The 17,452-nt window shown below is 66.5% G+C and carries 16 protein-coding genes; 9 read left to right on the top strand and 7 right to left on the bottom strand.

Annotation, left to right across the window (positions count from 1 at the left end):
- The first annotated feature begins 159 nt into the window (after positions 1 to 159).
- Genes ACSFB7_RS23565 through ACSFB7_RS23550 form a run of 4 tightly spaced genes read left to right on the top strand, consistent with a single transcriptional unit; the run spans position 160 to position 3,427 of the window.
- Positions 160 to 765, top strand: a complete 606-nt coding sequence (locus tag ACSFB7_RS23565; protein WP_435474484.1) for a TetR/AcrR family transcriptional regulator — start codon at positions 160 to 162, stop codon at positions 763 to 765.
- Positions 762 to 1,622 carry an SDR family oxidoreductase gene (locus tag ACSFB7_RS23560; RefSeq protein ID WP_435474482.1) on the top strand — a complete coding sequence of 287 codons (861 nt, stop codon included), beginning with the start codon at positions 762 to 764 and terminating at the stop codon, positions 1,620 to 1,622. The genes ACSFB7_RS23565 and ACSFB7_RS23560 overlap by 4 nt, the downstream gene beginning before the upstream one ends.
- 18 nt (positions 1,623 to 1,640) lie before the next feature.
- A complete protein-coding gene (locus tag ACSFB7_RS23555; RefSeq protein ID WP_435474480.1) occupies positions 1,641 to 2,870 on the top strand; it encodes a DUF418 domain-containing protein in 1,230 nt (409 codons plus the stop codon).
- Positions 2,867 to 3,427 carry a shikimate kinase gene (locus ACSFB7_RS23550; RefSeq protein ID WP_435474478.1) on the top strand — a complete coding sequence of 187 codons (561 nt, stop codon included), beginning with the start codon at positions 2,867 to 2,869 and terminating at the stop codon, positions 3,425 to 3,427. Before ACSFB7_RS23555 ends, ACSFB7_RS23550 begins: the two co-directional genes overlap by 4 nt.
- A 113-nt stretch (positions 3,428 to 3,540) precedes the next feature.
- Here the strand turns inward: ACSFB7_RS23550 and ACSFB7_RS23545 are convergent, their stop codons facing one another.
- Positions 3,541 to 4,635: a branched-chain amino acid ABC transporter permease gene (locus tag ACSFB7_RS23545; protein ID WP_435474476.1), complete on the bottom strand. Its 1,095-nt coding sequence runs from the start codon at positions 4,633 to 4,635 to the stop codon at positions 3,541 to 3,543.
- A gap of 128 nt (positions 4,636 to 4,763) precedes the next feature.
- On the opposite strand from ACSFB7_RS23545, the gene ACSFB7_RS23540 reads away from it, so the two are divergent.
- On the top strand, positions 4,764 to 5,699 hold the full coding sequence (locus ACSFB7_RS23540) for a LysR family transcriptional regulator (protein ID WP_435474474.1): 936 nt from the start codon (positions 4,764 to 4,766) through the stop codon (positions 5,697 to 5,699).
- Here the strand turns inward: ACSFB7_RS23540 and ACSFB7_RS23535 are convergent.
- Positions 5,672 to 6,292, bottom strand: coding sequence for a LysE/ArgO family amino acid transporter (locus tag ACSFB7_RS23535; protein WP_435474472.1), 621 nt, complete (start codon positions 6,290 to 6,292; stop codon positions 5,672 to 5,674). The two genes, ACSFB7_RS23540 and ACSFB7_RS23535, sit on opposite strands and share 28 nt — an antisense overlap.
- A 132-nt stretch (positions 6,293 to 6,424) precedes the next feature.
- Here ACSFB7_RS23535 and ACSFB7_RS23530 point away from each other — a divergent pair, with 132 nt between their 5' ends.
- A complete protein-coding gene (locus tag ACSFB7_RS23530) occupies positions 6,425 to 6,925 on the top strand; it encodes an Lrp/AsnC family transcriptional regulator (RefSeq protein WP_435474470.1) in 501 nt (166 codons plus the stop codon).
- Positions 6,926 to 6,940: 15 nt separating this feature from the next.
- Here the strand turns inward: ACSFB7_RS23530 and ACSFB7_RS23525 are convergent, their stop codons facing one another.
- Both ACSFB7_RS23525 and ACSFB7_RS23520 read right to left on the bottom strand, forming a co-directional pair.
- Positions 6,941 to 8,623, bottom strand: coding sequence for an amidohydrolase (locus ACSFB7_RS23525; RefSeq protein WP_435474468.1), 1,683 nt, complete (start codon positions 8,621 to 8,623; stop codon positions 6,941 to 6,943).
- Positions 8,624 to 8,662: 39 nt separating this feature from the next.
- Positions 8,663 to 9,421 (bottom strand): helix-turn-helix transcriptional regulator, encoded by a 759-nt coding sequence (locus ACSFB7_RS23520; RefSeq protein ID WP_435474466.1) that lies wholly within the window; start codon positions 9,419 to 9,421, stop codon positions 8,663 to 8,665.
- A 215-nt stretch (positions 9,422 to 9,636) separates the two neighbouring features.
- Between ACSFB7_RS23520 and ACSFB7_RS23515 the strand changes: the two genes are divergently transcribed.
- Complete coding sequence (locus ACSFB7_RS23515) at positions 9,637 to 11,001, top strand: amidohydrolase (protein ID WP_435474464.1); 1,365 nt, start codon at positions 9,637 to 9,639, stop codon at positions 10,999 to 11,001.
- Between the two features lie 316 nt (positions 11,002 to 11,317).
- Here ACSFB7_RS23515 and ACSFB7_RS23510 read toward each other — a convergent pair whose 3' ends face one another.
- Genes ACSFB7_RS23510 through ACSFB7_RS23500 form a run of 3 tightly spaced genes read right to left on the bottom strand, consistent with a single transcriptional unit; the run spans position 11,318 to position 15,722 of the window.
- Positions 11,318 to 12,403: a mechanosensitive ion channel family protein gene (locus ACSFB7_RS23510; protein WP_435474462.1), complete on the bottom strand. Its 1,086-nt coding sequence runs from the start codon at positions 12,401 to 12,403 to the stop codon at positions 11,318 to 11,320.
- A complete protein-coding gene (locus ACSFB7_RS23505; protein ID WP_435474460.1) occupies positions 12,403 to 14,655 on the bottom strand; it encodes an FUSC family protein in 2,253 nt (750 codons plus the stop codon). Before ACSFB7_RS23505 ends, ACSFB7_RS23510 begins: the two co-directional genes overlap by 1 nt.
- Complete coding sequence (locus tag ACSFB7_RS23500; RefSeq protein WP_435474458.1) at positions 14,655 to 15,722, bottom strand: inositol monophosphatase family protein; 1,068 nt, start codon at positions 15,720 to 15,722, stop codon at positions 14,655 to 14,657. The genes ACSFB7_RS23505 and ACSFB7_RS23500 overlap by 1 nt, the downstream gene beginning before the upstream one ends.
- Positions 15,723 to 15,852: 130 nt before the next feature.
- Between ACSFB7_RS23500 and ACSFB7_RS23495 the strand changes: the two genes are divergently transcribed.
- Both ACSFB7_RS23495 and cysE read left to right on the top strand, forming a co-directional pair.
- Entirely contained in the window at positions 15,853 to 16,593 is a 741-nt protein-coding gene (locus ACSFB7_RS23495) for an RNA methyltransferase (protein ID WP_435474456.1), read from the top strand.
- Between the two features lie 57 nt (positions 16,594 to 16,650).
- Entirely contained in the window at positions 16,651 to 17,442 is a 792-nt protein-coding gene (cysE, locus tag ACSFB7_RS23490; RefSeq protein ID WP_435474729.1) for a serine O-acetyltransferase, read from the top strand.
- Positions 17,443 to 17,452 lie beyond the last annotated feature (10 nt).

The following is a 17,452-nucleotide window of genomic DNA, read 5'->3' as shown; positions in this document are numbered from 1 at the left end:
GGAGTTGGGTGCCAAGATTTCAGTGTGAGGATGCCACAGGCCTCGCGCTCATACGCCTGTGGTTCGTTCTGCTCTTCGCCCTGCCTGAATGGATTCTTAAAATAGATCGAGCGCTTGGTCTAATAATTAAGCCCATGACCCACAAGCCCGAACAACCCCGTGCGAAAAGTTGACCCCGAGCGCCAGCAGGCCAAGCGCCGCCAGATCATGGAAGCCGCTGGCGAATGCTTCTCCCGCCGCGGCTTTCATGCCACGACCACCGCCGAGATCTGCGCCGCGGCCGGCATGAGCCCCGGCAACCTCTTTCACTACTTCGACAGCAAGAGCGCGATCGTCGAGGCCATCGTCGACGAGGAGCGCAGCGACACCGCAGCGTACTTTGCCGCGCTCGAAGATGCGCCCGATCATTTCGAGGCCTTGCTCGATTTTCTCGATGTGGTCATGGCCTTCGCCGCCGACAAGGCCTATGCACGCCTGGCGCTGGAGATCGCCGCCGAGGCCATGCGCAACCCGGCCATCGGCGCGCGCACGGCGGCCGGCGATGCCGAGACACGCGCCGCCATCGCCAGGCTGCTGCGCGGCGCAATGGCACGCGGGCAGGTCGATGCGGGGCTCGACCCCGAGCAGGCCGCCTCCTGGGTCGCCGCGCTCATCGACGGTGTCTTCTCGCGCCTGGCCATGGACGCCGGCTTCGATCCGCAACGCGAAGCGCCGATGCTGCGCCTTGTCGTGCGCCGGTTCCTGAAACCCGGGAGCGCCACATGACCGCCGTGGCTTGCACCGTGTCCGAGCGGCCGGTCTGGGACCGCGCCGGTGGCCGCGTGTTCGGCAAGGTGGCGCTGGTGACGGGCGCGGCTTCGGGCATCGGCCGCGCGACCGTGCTGCGGCTGGCCGCCGAAGGCGCGAGCGTGGTTGCCACCGACATCGACACGCGGGGCGGCGAAGAAACAGCCTGCCTTGCGCGTGCCACAGGCGGTCGCGCCATGTTCATTGCGCACGACGTGGCGAGCGAGGCCGACTGGCGCGACGTGATCGATACCGTCGTGGCCGCGCATGGCGCGCTGCATGTGCTGGTCAACAACGCCGGCATTGCGCTGGCCGGCGACACCTTCGCGATGAGCCACGAGGACTGGCGCCGCCAGCTCGCGGTCAATCTCGACGGCGTCTTTCTGGGCGTGAAGCATGGCGTGCCGTTGATGTCGCGCTCGGGTGGCGGTTCGGTCGTGAACGTGTCGTCCGTTGCCGGGCTCGTCGGCGATCCGGGCCTTGCGGGCTATTCGGCGAGCAAGGGCGGCGTGCGCCTGTTCTCCAAGTCGGTGGCGCTGGAGTGCGCCCGCGCGCGCAACGGCGTGCGGGTCAACTCGCTGCATCCGGGCGTCATCGACACACCGATCTGGACCACGAATGCGCGTTCGCAGTCGCGCGGCGGCGTTGCGATGACCGGTCTGAAGCGGCTCTGGCGCCGTGCAGTCCTTCGCGTGGCGGGGCGGGCGGGTGTGCCGCTCGGCCATGCGGGCACGGCCGCCGACGTGGCCAACGGCATTCTTTATCTCGCCAGCGACGAGTCGCGCTACGTGACGGGCAGCGAGCTTGTCATCGATGGCGGCTTGACGGCGGCCTGACGCATGAGCCCGGAAACCATGTCGCCTCACAACCTCCCCGCGCAACCCGCAGGCGCACCCGCGAACGAACGCCAGACGCTGGTCGATGCACTGCGCGGCTTTGCGCTGATGGGCATCCTCGTCGTCAACATCGCGAGCTTTGCCTCGGCCTACTACGGCGTGGGCGTGCCCGACCCCATGGCGCAGTCCGTGGCCCAGCGCGCCGCGCTGTTCGTTCGCACCCTCCTGTTCGAGACCAAGTTCTACCTGCTGTTTTCCTTTTTGTTCGGCTACAGCTTCACCTTGCAGATGCAGTCGGCCGAGCGCGACGGCAAGCCCTTCGTGCCGCGCCTGCTGCGGCGGCTGCTGGGGCTGTGGATGCTCGGCTTGCTGCATGCCGTGTTGCTGTACCACGGCGACATCCTCACCACCTATGCGGTGCTGGGCGGCGTGCTGCTGGTGCTTCGGCGCAGGGGCGATGTGTTCCTCACGCGCTGCGCCATTGGCCTCGTGCTCATGGCATCGTTGCTGTGGGCGACCCTTGGCTACCTGCTGGCGTTTGCCAATGTTCCGGCCGACACCCGGGGTGCATTCGCGGAGGCCGCATCGGCCATGGCTGCATACCGTGGAACGCCGGCCACGGTGATCGCACAGCATCTGCGCGAACTGCCGCAGGTGTTCGTGGTGATCGCGTTCGCGCAGGCCCCGAATGCACTGGCGATGTTCTTCATGGGCTTCATCGCCGGCAGGCGACGGCTCTTCGCGAACGCGGCAGCCCATCGCGCGCTGTTCAGGCGCTTGTTGATCTGGGGTCTGGTCGTGGGCGTGCCGGGCGCCGTGTTCTATGCCTTGCCTTCGGTGCGCCTGAACGATTCGGTGCGCGAGATCTACGCCCTGTCGCTCGGCCTGCTGACGGCGCCGTTCATGACGGCGGCCTACGTGGGCGGCCTGATGCTTTTTTTCCAGACCCGGCGGGGCAAGGTGCTGGTGGAGCTGCTGGCGCCAGCGGGGCGCATGGCGCTTTCCAACTACCTGATGCAGTCGCTGGTTTGCGCCTGGATCTTTCTGGCATACGGCCTGCGGTTGATGGGCACGGTCGGGCCGCTGGCGACCTTCGCGTTCGCCTTCGCGATCTTCACGGTGCAGTTGGTGCTGAGCCGCTGGTGGTTGCGCCGCTTTGCCTACGGGCCGGTGGAATGGTTGCTGCGCGCCATCACGAATCTGGAGCTACCCGCGATGCGGCGCGGGCCGAGGCACGGCGCGCGATGACTTCGATCCTTCATCTCGTTGGGCCGGGTGGTGCCGGCAAGACTTCGGTCGGTCCGCTGCTGGGGCAGCAGCTTGGCTGGCAGTTCCTCGACCTCGATGCGCAGTTCATGCGCCAAGAAGGAGACATTGCAAGCTGCATCGAGGCCCACGGCTACGCGGGCTACGCGAAGCGCAATGTCGCGGTGTACTCGGAAATCTGCCACACGCTGAAAACACCAGCCGTGTTGGCGCTCTCGTCCGGCTTCCTGATCTATCCGGCAGACGTCGATGCGCGGGACCCGGCACTTCGTGCCGCTATCGAACACGATCCATTGACGGCATTGCTGATGCCTTCGTTCGAGCTGGAGCCGTGCGTGGACACCATCGTGAGGCGACAACTTGCGCGGCCGTACCTGGCGGGTGACAGGGTGAAGGAAGAGCGACGGATACGCGAGCGATTCCCGCGTTTCATGGCGCTGCAGTGCGCCCGCTTCCTCAGCGATGGCGCACCGGCCCGGACGGCGTTGGAGATCGCGCGTTTCGCGGCGGCGCAAGAGCGCATGCGCATTCAACTCTGAAGCGCATCGTCGACCAGACGCCGGAGATGAGCCGAAGCGAGATGAGCATGCCGCTGCTTCATCAGCGTGAATGGTGTATCAAGCGGATTGCTCCGCAGCCGAACGACACCCCGTCACCCTCCACGAAGCGACCTGCCACGGTCCGGCGCGGGCCACAACCCGTGCGGCCGCATCAACATGGTGACGATCATCGCCAGCGAGATCAGCAGCGGACGCAGGATGCCCGCGTCGAGTCGGCCATCGGTCATGGCTTGCAATGGACCGGCCACGTAGCGAAGGGCTTCCGGCAAGGCGGTGAGCAGCAGCGCTCCGAGAATCACGCCCGGGATGTGCCCGATGCCGCCGAAGACCACCATCGCCACGATGATCACCGACTCCTGCAGGCCGAATGCTTCAGGCGAAATGAAGCCCTGAAAGGCGCCGAACATCGCGCCGGAAACGCCGCCGAAGCTCGCGCCGATTCCGAAGGCCAGGAGCTTCATGTTTCGAGAGTTGATGCCCATGGCCTGGGCGACAACTTCATCGTCGCGAATCGCCATCCAGGCACGGCCGATTCGCGAGTGTTGCAGGCGATGGCAGATCGTCACGGTGAGCAGCACCAGCGCCAGGAACAGGTAGTAGTACAGCGTGACCGATGCAATCTGATGGCCGCCGAGGGACAGGGGCTTGCCCAGGTCCAGTCCGAAGAAGCTGATCGAATCATTCGGGCCCACGCCCTTGGCGCCGTTGGTGATGTTGACCGGATGGCTGAGGTTCGCGATCAGCAGCCGCACGATCTCGCCGAAACCCAGCGTCACGATGGCCAGGTAGTCGCCGCGCAGCTTCAGCGTGGGTGCGCCGAAAAGCGTCCCCAGCAACGCGGCAAGCACGGCGCCGAGCGGAATGGTGATCCACCAAGGCGTATGCAGGCCCAGCGGAAACATCGCCGCGATCCAGGCAAAGCTCTCGGCCAGATGGGGCGAGGTCAGCAGCGCGAACATGTAGGCGCCGATGGCATAGAAGGCCACGTAGCCCAGGTCCAGCAGGCCGGCATAACCCACCACGACATTCGCTCCCAAGGCCAGCATCACGTACAGGAGGCAGGTGTCGGCAATCCGTACCCAATGCGTGCCTATGGCCTGCAGCAGCAGAGGAAGCACAAGGAGCGCAACGAGCGATGCATATTTCAGGGCCTTGCCATGGCGGGTGATTCGAGCTGGGTTGTTCATCTGTGCGCGTGATTGCTTTCGGGCGTGGCCTGTACAGGTCAACGTTAGACTCGCGCGAATCGGCAGGAAAGAGGTGCCATGTCCGTTTGAAACGGAATGGAACGCCGCAATAGCGCAGGTATACCCGGATGGACAAACTCAGCGGCCTTCTGGCCTTCGTGAAGGCCGCCGAACTTGGCAGCTTTGTCGCGGCAGGCCGCGCGCTGGAGCTGTCGGCCTCGGCCATCGGCAAGGGCGTCGCCCGTCTCGAACAGCAGATGGGCGTGCGTCTCCTGCAGCGCAGCACCCGACGCATCCAGTTGACCGAGGAGGGCCGGCTTTTTCATGAGCGCTGCCGCCGCATCCTGGACGACCTCGATGACGCGCAGGCCATGCTGTCGCACGTACAAGAGGCGCCACGCGGGAGACTGCGCGTGAGCGCACCGATCGTCGGCTATCACTTCCTCCTGCCTGTGATCCCGGACTTCGTCGCGCTCTATCCCGAGGTTGAACTCGACATCAATTTCACCGACCGCACGGTGGACCTGATCGACGAGAGCGTCGACGTCGCCATCCGCAGTGGCGATCTGCCCGATTCCCGGTTGGTCTCGCGGCCGCTGAACCCCTTTCGACTGCTGCTTTGCGCATCGCCGGATTACCTCAGGCAGCACGGCACACCGCGCGTTGTGAGCGATCTGGAGCGGCACGCCACGGTCCGCTTTCGCCATCCGAACTCCGGCAAGTTGCTGGAGTGGCCGATGCTGCAGTCCACCGCCGATGCCGAGACCCGGCTTCGCACGGTGCTCGCATGCAACAACATGGAAGCGGTGCTTGGCGCCACATTGCGCGGGCTCGGGATCGCCTGCATGCCCGACTTCCTGGCGCGCGAGATGCTCGCTGATGGGCGGCTTGTGACGGTGCTTGAAAAGCAGCTCAGCGCGGGTGGCCAGTTCAGGGCGCTCTGGCCGTCAAGCCGGCATCTGTCGCCCAAGGTGCGTGTTTTCGTCGATCACCTGTGCAAGCACTTGTCTGCCTCAGACACGTCGGGGTCTCGTGCTCATGGCACCAGCAACGTCGAGAGCTGATAGACCGCAAAGCCCACCAGGATCACACCCGACAGCCGGTTGATGTACTGCATCGACCGGGCACTGAGCTTGTGCCGGACCATCGACACCATGGTCGACAGCCCGAGCCACCACAGCGCCGAGCCGAGGAAGACGCCGAGCACCATCGACGTCGCGGCACCGGCGCCGCCCACATGGCCTGTCGCAACGGTCGCGAACACGGCGATGAAGGACAGGATCGTCATAGGGTTCGCCAGCGTGAGCAGGAACACCGACAGCATCGCCTTCAGCGGCGTGGTGGCGTCTTGCGCCGACCGCGCCTGCGTGGCGACCGGTGCGCGAAGAAGCTGAATGCCCATCCACGCGAGGAAGGCCGCACCGCCCAGCGCGAGCGGCACGCGCGCCGCCACCATCGACGCGATGACGGCCGACACGCCCAGCGCGCCGATGGCGCCGTAGCACGCATCGGCCAGCGCCGCGCCCAGGCCGCTCAGAAAGCCGATGGTGCGGCCATGCGCCAGCGTGCGCTGGATGCAGAGAAGGCCGATGGGACCGACGGGCGCGGCAATCGACAGCCCGATGACGAGGGCCTTGAAGAAGAGGGCGGAGTCCATGTGTGCACGCGGGGTTGGCAAGTCAGAATCGAATTGTCCCGAGCCGCTTCGTTGAAGAGAATGACGAAGCTCAGGCAGATCGCGCTGTTTGCCTGAGATCGAAAGCCAATACCCAACCCGTGCCTTAAATCCATGGAAATCGATCCCAAGAACTGGCAGATCCTCGACGTGCTTCAGGAAGACGCACGCACCTCATTGACCTCGCTGTCGCGGCAGGTCGGCCTGTCGGTGCCTTCGACTTCGGAGCGGGTGAAACGGTTGGAAGAGGCGGGCGTGATCGAGGGCTACCGCGCGGTGGTGCCGCCGCGCAAGGCGGGCTACACGATCACCGCGTTGATCGGCATCCACACCCTGCAGCCGGAAAAGGCGCGGCTGATCAAGCTGCTCAAGGGCAAGAGCGAAGTGCTCGAATGCTTCCACGTGACGGGGCAGGATTCGTACGTGCTCAAGGTGATCGCGCGCGACATCGAGCATCTGGAGGCTTTCGTGGGCAGCATCAACCACCTGGGCGAGACGCGCACCTCGATCGTGATGTCGGTGCCGATTCCGGCGCGGGCTGTGGCGGAGCCCGGTCGTGCTGCCGGCGCCGCCGAAGTCGAGGCGCGCGCCTGCGCCAAGGCACGCCGGCCCTGAGAGAGGCTCAGGCGTTCAGCGCGCCGCCTTCTGCTGGTAGATCTGTTCGCCCGCCACCCACGTCTCCAGCACCTGCGTCTTCCAGATCTCGCCCGGCGCGACCGTGAACGGGTCCTGGTCCACAACGATGAAGTCGGCCCACTTGCCCGCCTCCAGCGATCCGATGGATTTCTCCTGGTGCTCGGCGTAGGCCGCATCGAGCGTGAAGGCGCGGAACGCCTGCGGCAGTGTCATCGCTTCTTCCGGATGCCAGCCGGCGATGGGCTTGCCCTGGTGGTCGGTGCGGGTCACGGCCGCGTGCAGGCCATAGAACGGGTTGGCCGATTCCACCGGGAAGTCGGAGCCGCCCGCGATCACCGTGCCTTGTTTCAGGAAGGTCTGCCACGCATAGGCGCCCTTGATGCGTTCCTTGCCCACGCGGTCTTCCGCCATGTTCATGTCGCTGGTGGCGTGGGTCGGTTGCATCGACGCGATCAGGCCCAGGGTCTTGAAGCGGGGAATGTCCTGCAGCGACACCACTTGCGCATGCTCGATGCGGTTGCGCCTGGCCATGCCGCTCGCGTCTTCCTTGTAGGCCGCCTCGAAGGCATCGAGGATCTGCCGGTTGGCCGCGTCGCCGATGGCGTGCACGTTGACCTGGTAGCCGGCCTTGAGCGCGGTGCGCACCTTGCCGCGCAGCACGGCGTCGTCCATGAAGAGCAGGCCCTTGTTGTTGTGGTCGTCGCTGTAGGGCTCCAGCAGGGCGGCGCCGCGGCTGCCGAGGGCGCCGTCGGCAAAGAGCTTGACGGCGCTCAGGTTGAAGCGGTCGTCGGCATAGCCCTTGACCGGGCCCTTGGGCGCGAGCTGTTTGTAGTCGTCGCCGACGTCGTTGATCATGGCGTACACGCGCGAGGTGAGCTTGCCCGCGTCCGCAAACTCGCGGTAGATGCGTGCTTCGTCCGCATTGGTGCCCGCATCGCCCACGCCGGTGAGGCCGAGCGAGGCGAAGTGGCGCATGGCCGAGTCCAGCGCGATGCGGCGCTCGGCGTCGGTGTAGGGCGGCATCACCTTGGTCAGCAGCAGTTGCGCCTTGTCGACGAGGATGCCGGTGGGCTCGCCCTTGGCGTCGCGCTCGATGCGCCCGCCCACCGGGTCGGGTGTGTCGCGCGTGATGCCGGCCATCTGCAGCGCCTTGGTGTTGGCCCAGATGGCATGGGCGTCGACGCGGCGCAGGGTCACGGGGCGGTCGGAGATGGCGGCGTCGAGTTCGGCCGCGGTGGGAAAGCGGTCGAGCTTCCAGATCACCTGGTTCCAGCCCGAGCCCATGATCCATTGCCGCGCGGGGTTGGCCTGTCCGTAGGCCTTGATCTTGGCGATGGCCTCGGCCAGCGTGCGCGTTTCCGTCACCACCACTTCGCTCTGGCGAAAGCCGATGCGAAAGACGTGGCCGTGCGCGTCGATCAGGCCCGGCAGCATCGTGCGGCCCTGGCCGTCGAGCTTGCGTGCGTCGGGGTACTGCTTGGCGATCGATGCGGCATCGCCCACGCCCAGCACGCGGCCCTTGTCGAAGGCGAGGGCGGAGAAGCTGACGAGCTTGTCTCCCTCGAAGGTGTAGCCCTTGACGGGCGCCACGACGGTGGGCTCGGCCTGCGCTTGTCCGAGCACGAGCGCGGCGGCCATGGGCAAGGCGCCGAGCAGTTTCAGAAGAGGTGGGTTCATGGATGTCTTCGTGTAGTTATTGAAAAGAAAGCGGCGAGGTCAATGCCTGGCTAGCGTCAGGAACTCGCGCAGGTTCTGCACGCCCAGCTTTGCGTAGACACGTTCCTTGTAGGTGATGACGGTGGCCGGGGACAGCGACAACTGCCGCGCGATTTCCTTCGCGGTGCAGCCTTCGACCAGCAGCCGTGCGGTTTCGCGTTCGCGCTGCGACAGCTCTGGCCACAGGCTGGCTTCGGGCTGCCGGTGCAGCGACACCAGTTCATCGTGGCGATGCGCGAGCGCCATGAGCGTCGAGGCATGCGAGCGCATCAGCCGCGCCGTGCGGTCGCGCTGCACCTTCGTGCGCGAGAAGTACAGGTTGAGGTAGCAGGTCTGGTCGCGCCACCGGCGCAGCAATGACACCTTGCTGGAGAAGCCGGGCCGGTCGAACAGGAGCCGGCGGTATTCCGGATCGCCGATGCTGGCGGGCGACATCCAGAGCAGCTGGAGTTCGGGCCTTCCATCGGTGGCGCCATCGTGTGCGTCGCTGCGCATCAGCGGGTAGTTGGGGTCGCGCTCGTAGAAGCGCTTGACGAAGATCTCGGTGGTCGACTCGATCAGGTTCTGGTCGAGCACGCTGGCCGCCGACGCGGCCTGCACGCGGCCGTGTCCGTCGTAGCAGAGGTAGCTGACGTGGTCCGCGCCCAGCGCGGTGTTCAGGCCTTCGAGCAGGCGCGAGTGAAAGCTGGAGCTGCCCAGGTGCTGGACGGCGTCTCCCAGCCATGCGTCCTGCACGGGCAGCGTCAATTCGTTGGTCATGTGTGGTGGTTGTCTCCGGCGCTTGTCTTGTCGGTGTCATGGCCGCGAGCGCTCCGGCGAAATAATGCCATGGCGCGCGCTGGCGGAGTTCCCATGTCCTCATTCGTGCGGACATACACGGCGGGTGTCGCAACCTAGAGTCCCCGGCCTCGGCCCGGCGTGCATGGGATGGTGCGGCACCGGCTCTGAAAAACTATTCAACTGGAGACAGACATATGAAAAAGACTTCCCGATCGATCTACCGCACCGGCCTGCTGAGTCCCGTGCTTGCCGCAGCGCTGGCGTTGTGCGCCGCCTCGGCGAATGCGCAGGGCAGCGACGCCGCATCGCTGCAGGCGCAGATCGACACGCGCGCCAAGGCGGTCGAGGCCCAACTGATCGCATGGCGCCGCGACATCCATCAACACCCCGAACTCGGCAACTACGAGACCCGCACGGCAAAACTGGTGGCCGACCATCTGCGCAAGCTCGGCTTCGAGGTCAAGACGGGCGTGGCAAAGACCGGCGTGGTCGGCCTGCTCAAGGGCGGCAAGCCGGGCCCGGTGGTGGCACTGCGCGCCGACATGGACGCGCTGCCGGTGAAGGAGCGCGTCGACGTGCCCTTCGCGTCAAAGGCCAAGGGCCAGTACCTGGGCAAGGAGGTCGACGTGATGCACGCCTGCGGCCATGACACGCACGTCGCGATCCTGATGGCCACGGCCGAGGTGCTGGCGGGCATGAAGGCGCAGTTGCCGGGCTCGGTCAAGTTCATTTTTCAACCCGCCGAAGAGAGCCCAGCCGACTTCGAGCCCAACGGCAGCAACATGTGGGGCGCCAAGCAGATGGTGGCCGAGGGCGTACTCGACAACCCGAAGGTCGATGCGATCTTCGGCCTGCATGTGAGCAGCGGCATCGAGTCGGGCAAGCTGGCCTGGCGCAGCGGGCCGGCGATGGCGGCGGCCGACCAGTTCTGGATCGACGTGAAGGGCCGCCAGACGCACGGCGCGCGGCCCTGGGGCGGCATCGACCCGATCGTGGTGGCCTCGCAGATCGTGATGGGTCTGCAGACCATCCAGAGCCGGCAGGTCAATGCGATGCTGGAGCCATCGGTCATCACGGTGGGCACCATCCATGGCGGCAATCGCATGAACATCGTGCCCGAGAAGGTCGAGATGATGGGCACGGTGCGTACTTATGACGAGGGCATGAAGAAGGACATCCATGCGCGCATGAAGCGCACGACGGAGTCGATTGCCGCGAGTGCGGGGGCCGAGGCGACGTTCAAGGTGGTGGAGCTGTACAACGCGACGGTCAACCAGCCTGCGTTGACGGCGCAGATGGCACCGACGTTGCAGCGCGTGGCGGGCGAGGGCAACTGGATGCTCGGGCCGAAGGCCACGGCGTCGGAAGACTTTTCGTTCTACCAGGAGCGTGTGCCGGGGCTGTTCTTCAACCTGGGTGTGACGCCCAAGGGTGTGGACGTGACGAAGGTTGCATCGAACCATTCGCCGGAGTTCTATGTGGACGAACCTGCGTTGGTCAACGGGGTGCGCGCGTTGGCGAACCTTACTGTGGACTACATGATGGCTTCGGCCAAGTAGGGCTGCTCGAAGGGTTCTTTTGTGCTCTTTGTTCGGGGAGGGGGCGGGGTCATTCGGGGCTTGTGCGAATGACATCAGGAGCTCCCCTCCGCGAATGTCCCCCGCTTCGCTCCTCCTTTATTTCGCTGCGGGGAGCACCTGGCGTCATTCGCACAGGGGCACGCTGCTGGTGTGCAGCTGATCAACGACTGCTCTGTCCAACGCTCACGTCGATACGGTGCTCTTTTTCGCGAAATAAAGGAGGAGCGAAGCGGGGGACATTCGCGAAAAAGAGCACCGTGTCGGCGGGAGTGCCGCCCTGAACAACAACGCAGAGCTACAACATAGGCTGCTGCTGCGGCTCCTGCCTTTTCTCGTGCATGCTGTTTTCACTCTCGATCCGCATCTTCGGCAGGAACTGCGGGTATTCGCGCTGCATGAAGTCGATCAGCCCTTCGCGCACCGTGCAACGAAGATCGAACGCCAGGCCTGACGTGGCGGCGGTGCAGAGCACACGAACCTGCATCGTGCGCTCGGTTGCATCGGTCACGCGCAGATTGAAGAAACGGCCATCCCATTCGGGCGCCGCCTTCACGATGCGCTCGACCTCTTCGCGCAACGGCGCAAGCGGCATGCCGTAGTCGGCGTAGATGAAGACCGCCCCCAGCAGTTGTGACGAATGGCGCGTCCAGTTCTGGAACGGCTTTTCGATGAAGTAGGTCAGCGGCAGGATCAGGCGCCGCTCGTCCCATATCTTGATGACCACGAAGGTGCCGGTGATCTCTTCCACACGGCCCCATTCGCCTTCGACCACCAGCACGTCGTCGATGCGGATCGGTTGTGCCAGCGCGATCTGCAGGCCGGCGATGAGGTTGCTGAACACCGGCTTGGCCGCAAGACCCGCCACGATGCCGATGACACCGGCCGAGGCCAGCAGGCTGGCGCCCACCTGGCGCGCGCCGGGAAAAGTCATGAGCATCATCGAGCCGCCGGCCACCAGCACCACCGTCATGGCGGTGCGCGCCAGCACGCGGGTCTGGGTGAGCACGCGGCGCGCCTGCAGGTTGTCGGCCACGTCCGAAGGGTGCTGCGCGAGCACGCCGTCCGCGAAGCCGCTGATGGCCTTCACGGTGAGCCATGTGGCCGCGCCAATGAGCAGCAGGCCGTTGACGTGCCGCACGCCGCCGATGAAGCGCAGGTCGTCGGGCGCGGCCTGCCACACCAGCAACAGCGCGATCAAAGGGAGTACCAGCCGCGCCGCCGCGTTGCAGTTGAGCACCATCGCATGGATCGCCGGCGCCGGGCGGGTGATCCGCCTCAATACAAGGCCGCCGATGCGGTGGGCCAGAAGGGCGAGGGGAACTGCGATCAGGGCGGCAACCCATGTGCCGAACCAGGGGTGGGCAAGTATCTCTTTGATCATCAAGCGGTGGTCGCTGGCGGTGTTGTCTCGTTCAGAGGTTGAAGAATGCGCGCTGCGTCGTCGCGCAGTTGCGTGGCGAGGGCCGTGGCCAGATCGAGTCGGCGCAGCAGCCAGGGGCTGATGTCGTTGTCGAACGGGTCGGGCAGGGGGATCGGGCCGCCGACGGTGGTGGCGCCGGCGCTCTCGGGGTGAGAGGGCCCGGTGGTCGGCATAGTTCCGATGGCGGCTTCGATTCGTTGCGCGGTGCGGCTGATCGGGCCTTCGACTTCGCCCGGCGTGAGGCGGTCGCGCCGCAGCACGAGCATCGATTTCACGGCGCTGAGCTGCGCGAGCAACTGGTAGCTGTGGGCCTGCAGATGTTCGAGCGGCTCGAGCGGCGGCTGCACTGCGCGCGGCTCGGACAGCGAACGCTGCGTGGCCTGCACCAGCGCCGAGAGGCTGTCGAAGGCCTCGCGGCGCGCAAGGCGCCATTCGAGTTCGGGGCTGCTGTCGATGGCCTGCAACTGGCCCAGGCCGAGGGCCAGCCGCGCATGGCGGGCCTGCGCGGTGAGCGTGCGCGCCACCAGCGCCGGGATCTGGCTGCGCTCCCACGAGGGCAGCACGTAGCAGAAGCCCCAGGCCAGCGCGGCACCGATCAGCGTGTCGGCGATGCGCTCGAACAGCGCGAAGATGGGCGCCACGCCCACATTCAGCATGTGGGCCTGCACGAGGCCGAGCACCGTGGCCGCCACGGCGGTGATCAAGTAGCGCCGCACCGCGAAGCTGTGGGCGATGGCCTGCGCCACCGTCACGATCACCAGCAGCATCAGCGCCGACGGGTGGGCAGACAGAAGCCCCACCGCGAGCACACAACCCAGCAGCGTGCCGGCGACGCGGGCGTTGCGCCGCTCCAGCGTTTGCGAGAGGCTGCCGCGCAGCACGACCACGATGGTCAGAAGAATCCAGTAGTCGTGCGAGCCCCAGGGCATCGACACCGCGATGGCGTAGCCGGCCGCGATGGCCAGCGCGGCGCGAATGGCGTGGCGCAGCGGCGGTGCGTCCCAGCGCCACAGCGTGAGGAAGGGGCGCCACGACCAGTCGGTCGGGCTCACGAAGAGCTGCCAGTTGGCGCGCACCACGGCCAGGTTGGGCTCGGCGTCGCCGCGCGCCATGGCCGACAGGCGCAGCACTTCGTCGTTGATGTGGCCGATGCGGCTGGCCAGGCCGCGCGCGAGCATCGCGGCGGTGGGGCCGATGTGGCCGCCGCCACCGCCCGGGGCGTTCGCGCTGTCGTCGGCCGACACATGAATGGCCGCCAGGCGCGGGCGCCGGTCGGGCACCACGGCTGGCGTGCGGCGCATCAGCAGCGCATCGGCCAGCGCGGTGGTTTCTTCGGCGAGTTCTTCGAGCACGCAGCGCATCTCGATGAGCGCCTCGGCATGCGCGGGGTGGGCGCGCAGCGTGTCGAGGTCAAGCTCGCTGGCGAGCAACTGGTCGCGCATTTCGAGCACGATCACCAGCATCGCGGCCAGCCGCTGGCGGCGCGGCGTGCGCGGCGATTCGAGCACGATGTCGCGTGTGGCCTGCAACTGGTCGGCCAGCGCGGCCTGCTCGCGCAGCAACTGGCCCAGCACCGGGGCGGGGGTGTCGCGCACGTCGCGGGTTTCGTCCTGCGGCAAGAACTGGCTGGCTTCGGTGCGCATCAGCGCGGCCAGCGAATACAGCACGTCGGCCACCGACTGGGTGCGAAAACGCCCGTTGAGCACGAGGTTGGCGAGCGTGGCCCAGATCACGTACAGGCCCGCGCCAAGGCCGAAGTGCCAGGTGCGCTCGATGGCATCGGCCATGTCGCGCGGGGTTTGCGTGGCCATGGAGAAGACCATCGAGAACATCACCGCGATCGCGATCGGGATGCCCCGCTTGCCCCATGCCATGGCCAAAAAGGCCATGAAGGTGGCCGGCACCAGCAGCAGGCCGAGGCGGATCGGCGCGGTGTGCAGCATCTGCACGGCAAAGAAGAGCGGCAGGCCGATGAGCGGTGCCGGCAGCATCTGGAAGAACTTGCCACGGCGCGGGCCGGGCAGGTCGGGCGGCGCGGTCACGATCACGCCGGTGGCCGCTGCGGAGGCGGCCAGGGTGCCCAGCCAGAGGTGCACCCCGCCCGAAATGAACAGGAGCCCGAGCGCGACGGTGAGCCCGCTCGCGACGTAATGGCTCAGCGCGATGCGCAGAGCCGCGCGAACCCTGGCGGCGGCGCGGGGCCCCAGCACCATCACTTGGCGGAAGCGTCGCCCTCGGAGGCGCTGCCAGTGCCGGGTGCGGTGGTGGGTGCGTCGCGGCGGATGCGCGTGAGCTTGCGCGGCGCGGCGGGCACTGCCACGGCGGGCTTGTCGCCTTCGGTGGTTTCGTCGGCGAAATCGGTCACGGTGCTGCGGGCGTAGAGGTCGACCGAGGCGTCTTCAGGGTTCGACTTGGTCGAGGCCGACACGGCGCGTGCGCGGTCGCTGGCACGCAGCTTGTCGTCAACGCTGGCGAACTTCGAGTACTTGGCGAGCAGCGGCACCAGTTGGCCGTAGATGCGCGGTGCGCCGGCCAGACATTCGCGCTGCTCGAGGAATTCGGGCTCGCCGGTGAAGTTGCCGATCAGGCCTCCGGCCTCGGTCACCAGCAGCGAGCCGGCGGCCACGTCCCAGGGGTTCAGGCCGGTTTCGAAGAAGCCATCGGTGAAGCCGGCGGCCACGTAGGCCAGGTCGAGGGCGGCGGCGCCGGGGCGGCGCAGGCCGGCCATGCGGGGCATCATGTCCGCCATGATCGCCAGGTACTGCTTGAAGTTGTCGCCGGTGCGGAACGGGAAGCCCGTGGAGATCAGGCACTCGCTGAGCTTGGTGCGCTTGGACACGCGGATGCGGCGCTCGTTCAGGTAGGCGCCGCGGCCCTTGGTGGCGGTGAACAGGTCGTTGCGGCTCGGGTCGTAAATGACCGCCTGCTCGATCTTGCCGCGCACCGACAGCGCGATCGACACGCAGTAGACCGGAAAGCCGTGGATGAAATTGGTGGTGCCGTCGAGCGGATCGATGATCCAGACGAAATCGGAGTCTTTGGCGCCGTATTCGGTGCCCGATTCTTCGGCCAGGATGCCGTGCCCCGGGTATGCGCCAAGCAGCGTTTCAATGATGACCTTCTCGCTGGCGTGATCGACTTCGGTCACGAAGTCATTGACCTGCTTTTGCGAGATGCGCACGGCCTCGACGTCGAGGGCGGCGCGGTTGATGATCGCGCCGGCGGCGCGTGCGGCCTTGACGGCCACGTTGAGCATGGGATGCAGGTTGGGGGACGACATTCTGGATTGTGAGAAGAACGGTGGGAGGGGTCCCGAGAATCTGATCTTGGCGACCCTGCGGCCTGGCGATGCGGGCGGCGAGAATCGGGCATTTTACCGGCTCCGCCCGTTTGTGTCTCCCCACCCTGTCATGCGCACCCGTTTCATCCTGATCCAGACCAGCCACGCCGGCAATGTGGGCGCGGCCGCCCGCGCCATGAAAACCATGGGTTTCGACGACCTCGTGCTGGTCGCGCCCCGCTGGGCCAACGTGCTGCGGCGCGAGGAAACCATTCAGCGCGCGAGCGGTGCCCTCGACGTGCTGACCAATGCCCGCATCGTCGAAACGCTCGACGAAGCACTGGACGGCGTGACCCATCTCTGCGCCACCGCCATGATCCCGCGCGACTTCGGCCCGCCCACCCGCACGCCCCGCGAGCATCTGGAGCCGCTGGCAAAGCAGGGCGATCAGCATGTCGCCTTCCTGTTCGGGTCCGAGCGTTTCGGCATGCGGAATGAAGACGTCTACCGCTGCAACGTGGCCCTGACCATTCCGACCGACCCGAAATTCGGCTCGTTGAACCTGGGCGCGGCTATCCAGGTGGTGGCCTACGAATGGCGCCTGGCGCTGGGGGGCTACGGGGTGCGCGAAGCCATTGCGCCCGTGCAGGCGGCCGATGCCCAGTCGGTGGCCGGCATGCTGGACCATTGGGAGCGCTCGCTCGTGGACATCGGCTTTCTCGACCCGGCCGCGCCCAAGAAGCTGATGCCGCGGCTGCAGCAGCTCTTCAACCGCGCCCAGCCGACGCCGGAAGAAATCCACATCCTGCGCGGCATCGCCAAGGCCATGACCGACGCAACGCGGGCGCCCCGCACGCCCAAGGATTCGTAAGACCCCATCGTCCGTACGCGATGACACGGGGCTTTAGACTGCCCGCCCTCTATCGATATAACGACAACAAAGGCAGCGATGTTCTCTCGACTGCGCGCCGACATCCGGTGCATCCTCGAACGCGACCCGGCCGCCCGCAGCGCCTGGGAAGTGATCACGGTCTACCCCGGCTTCCATGCCGTGGTGCTGCATCGCTGGGCGCACGCCTGTTGGACCCACGGCTTCAAGTGGCCGGCCCGCTTCATCGCGCATTGGGCGCGCTGGATGACGGGCATCGAGATCCACCCGGCGGCCAAGATCGGCCAGCAGGTGTTCTTCGACCACGCGATGGGCGTGGTGGTCGGCGAAACCGCGGAGATCGGTGACGGCTGCACCATCTACCAGGGTGTGACGCTGGGCGGCACCTCGCTCTACAAGGGCGCCAAGCGGCACCCGACGCTGGGAAAGAACGTGGTGGTGAGCGCGGGTGCCAAGGTGCTGGGCGGGTTCGTGGTGGGCGACGGCGCCAAGATCGGCAGCAACGCGGTGGTCATCAAGCCGGTGCCGGCGGGGGCGACTGCTGTGGGCATTCCGGCGCGGATCATCCTGTCCAAGGCGGACGAGAGTGCCGACGTGGCCTCGCCGCAGAAGTTCTCCGCTTACGGCATCACGCAGGAGGACGACCCGCTGAGCCAGGCCATGCGCGGGCTGATTGACAACGCATCGAGCCAGGAACATCAGATCGCGCTGCTGTGGCAGGCGATCGAGAAGCTGTCGGCGCATCCTGGGACCAAGGATTGCGTGCCGGGTGATGCGGCGCGTGACGAGTCGTTCGAGGCGGACAAGCTCACGCAGCTGGTGGGCAAGTAGCGGGCGTTCC

This window comes from Variovorax raffinosi, from assembly GCF_051216615.1.
Lineage (GTDB): Bacteria > Pseudomonadota > Gammaproteobacteria > Burkholderiales > Burkholderiaceae_C > Variovorax.
This window is presented reverse-complemented; position numbering and strand designations above follow the sequence as displayed.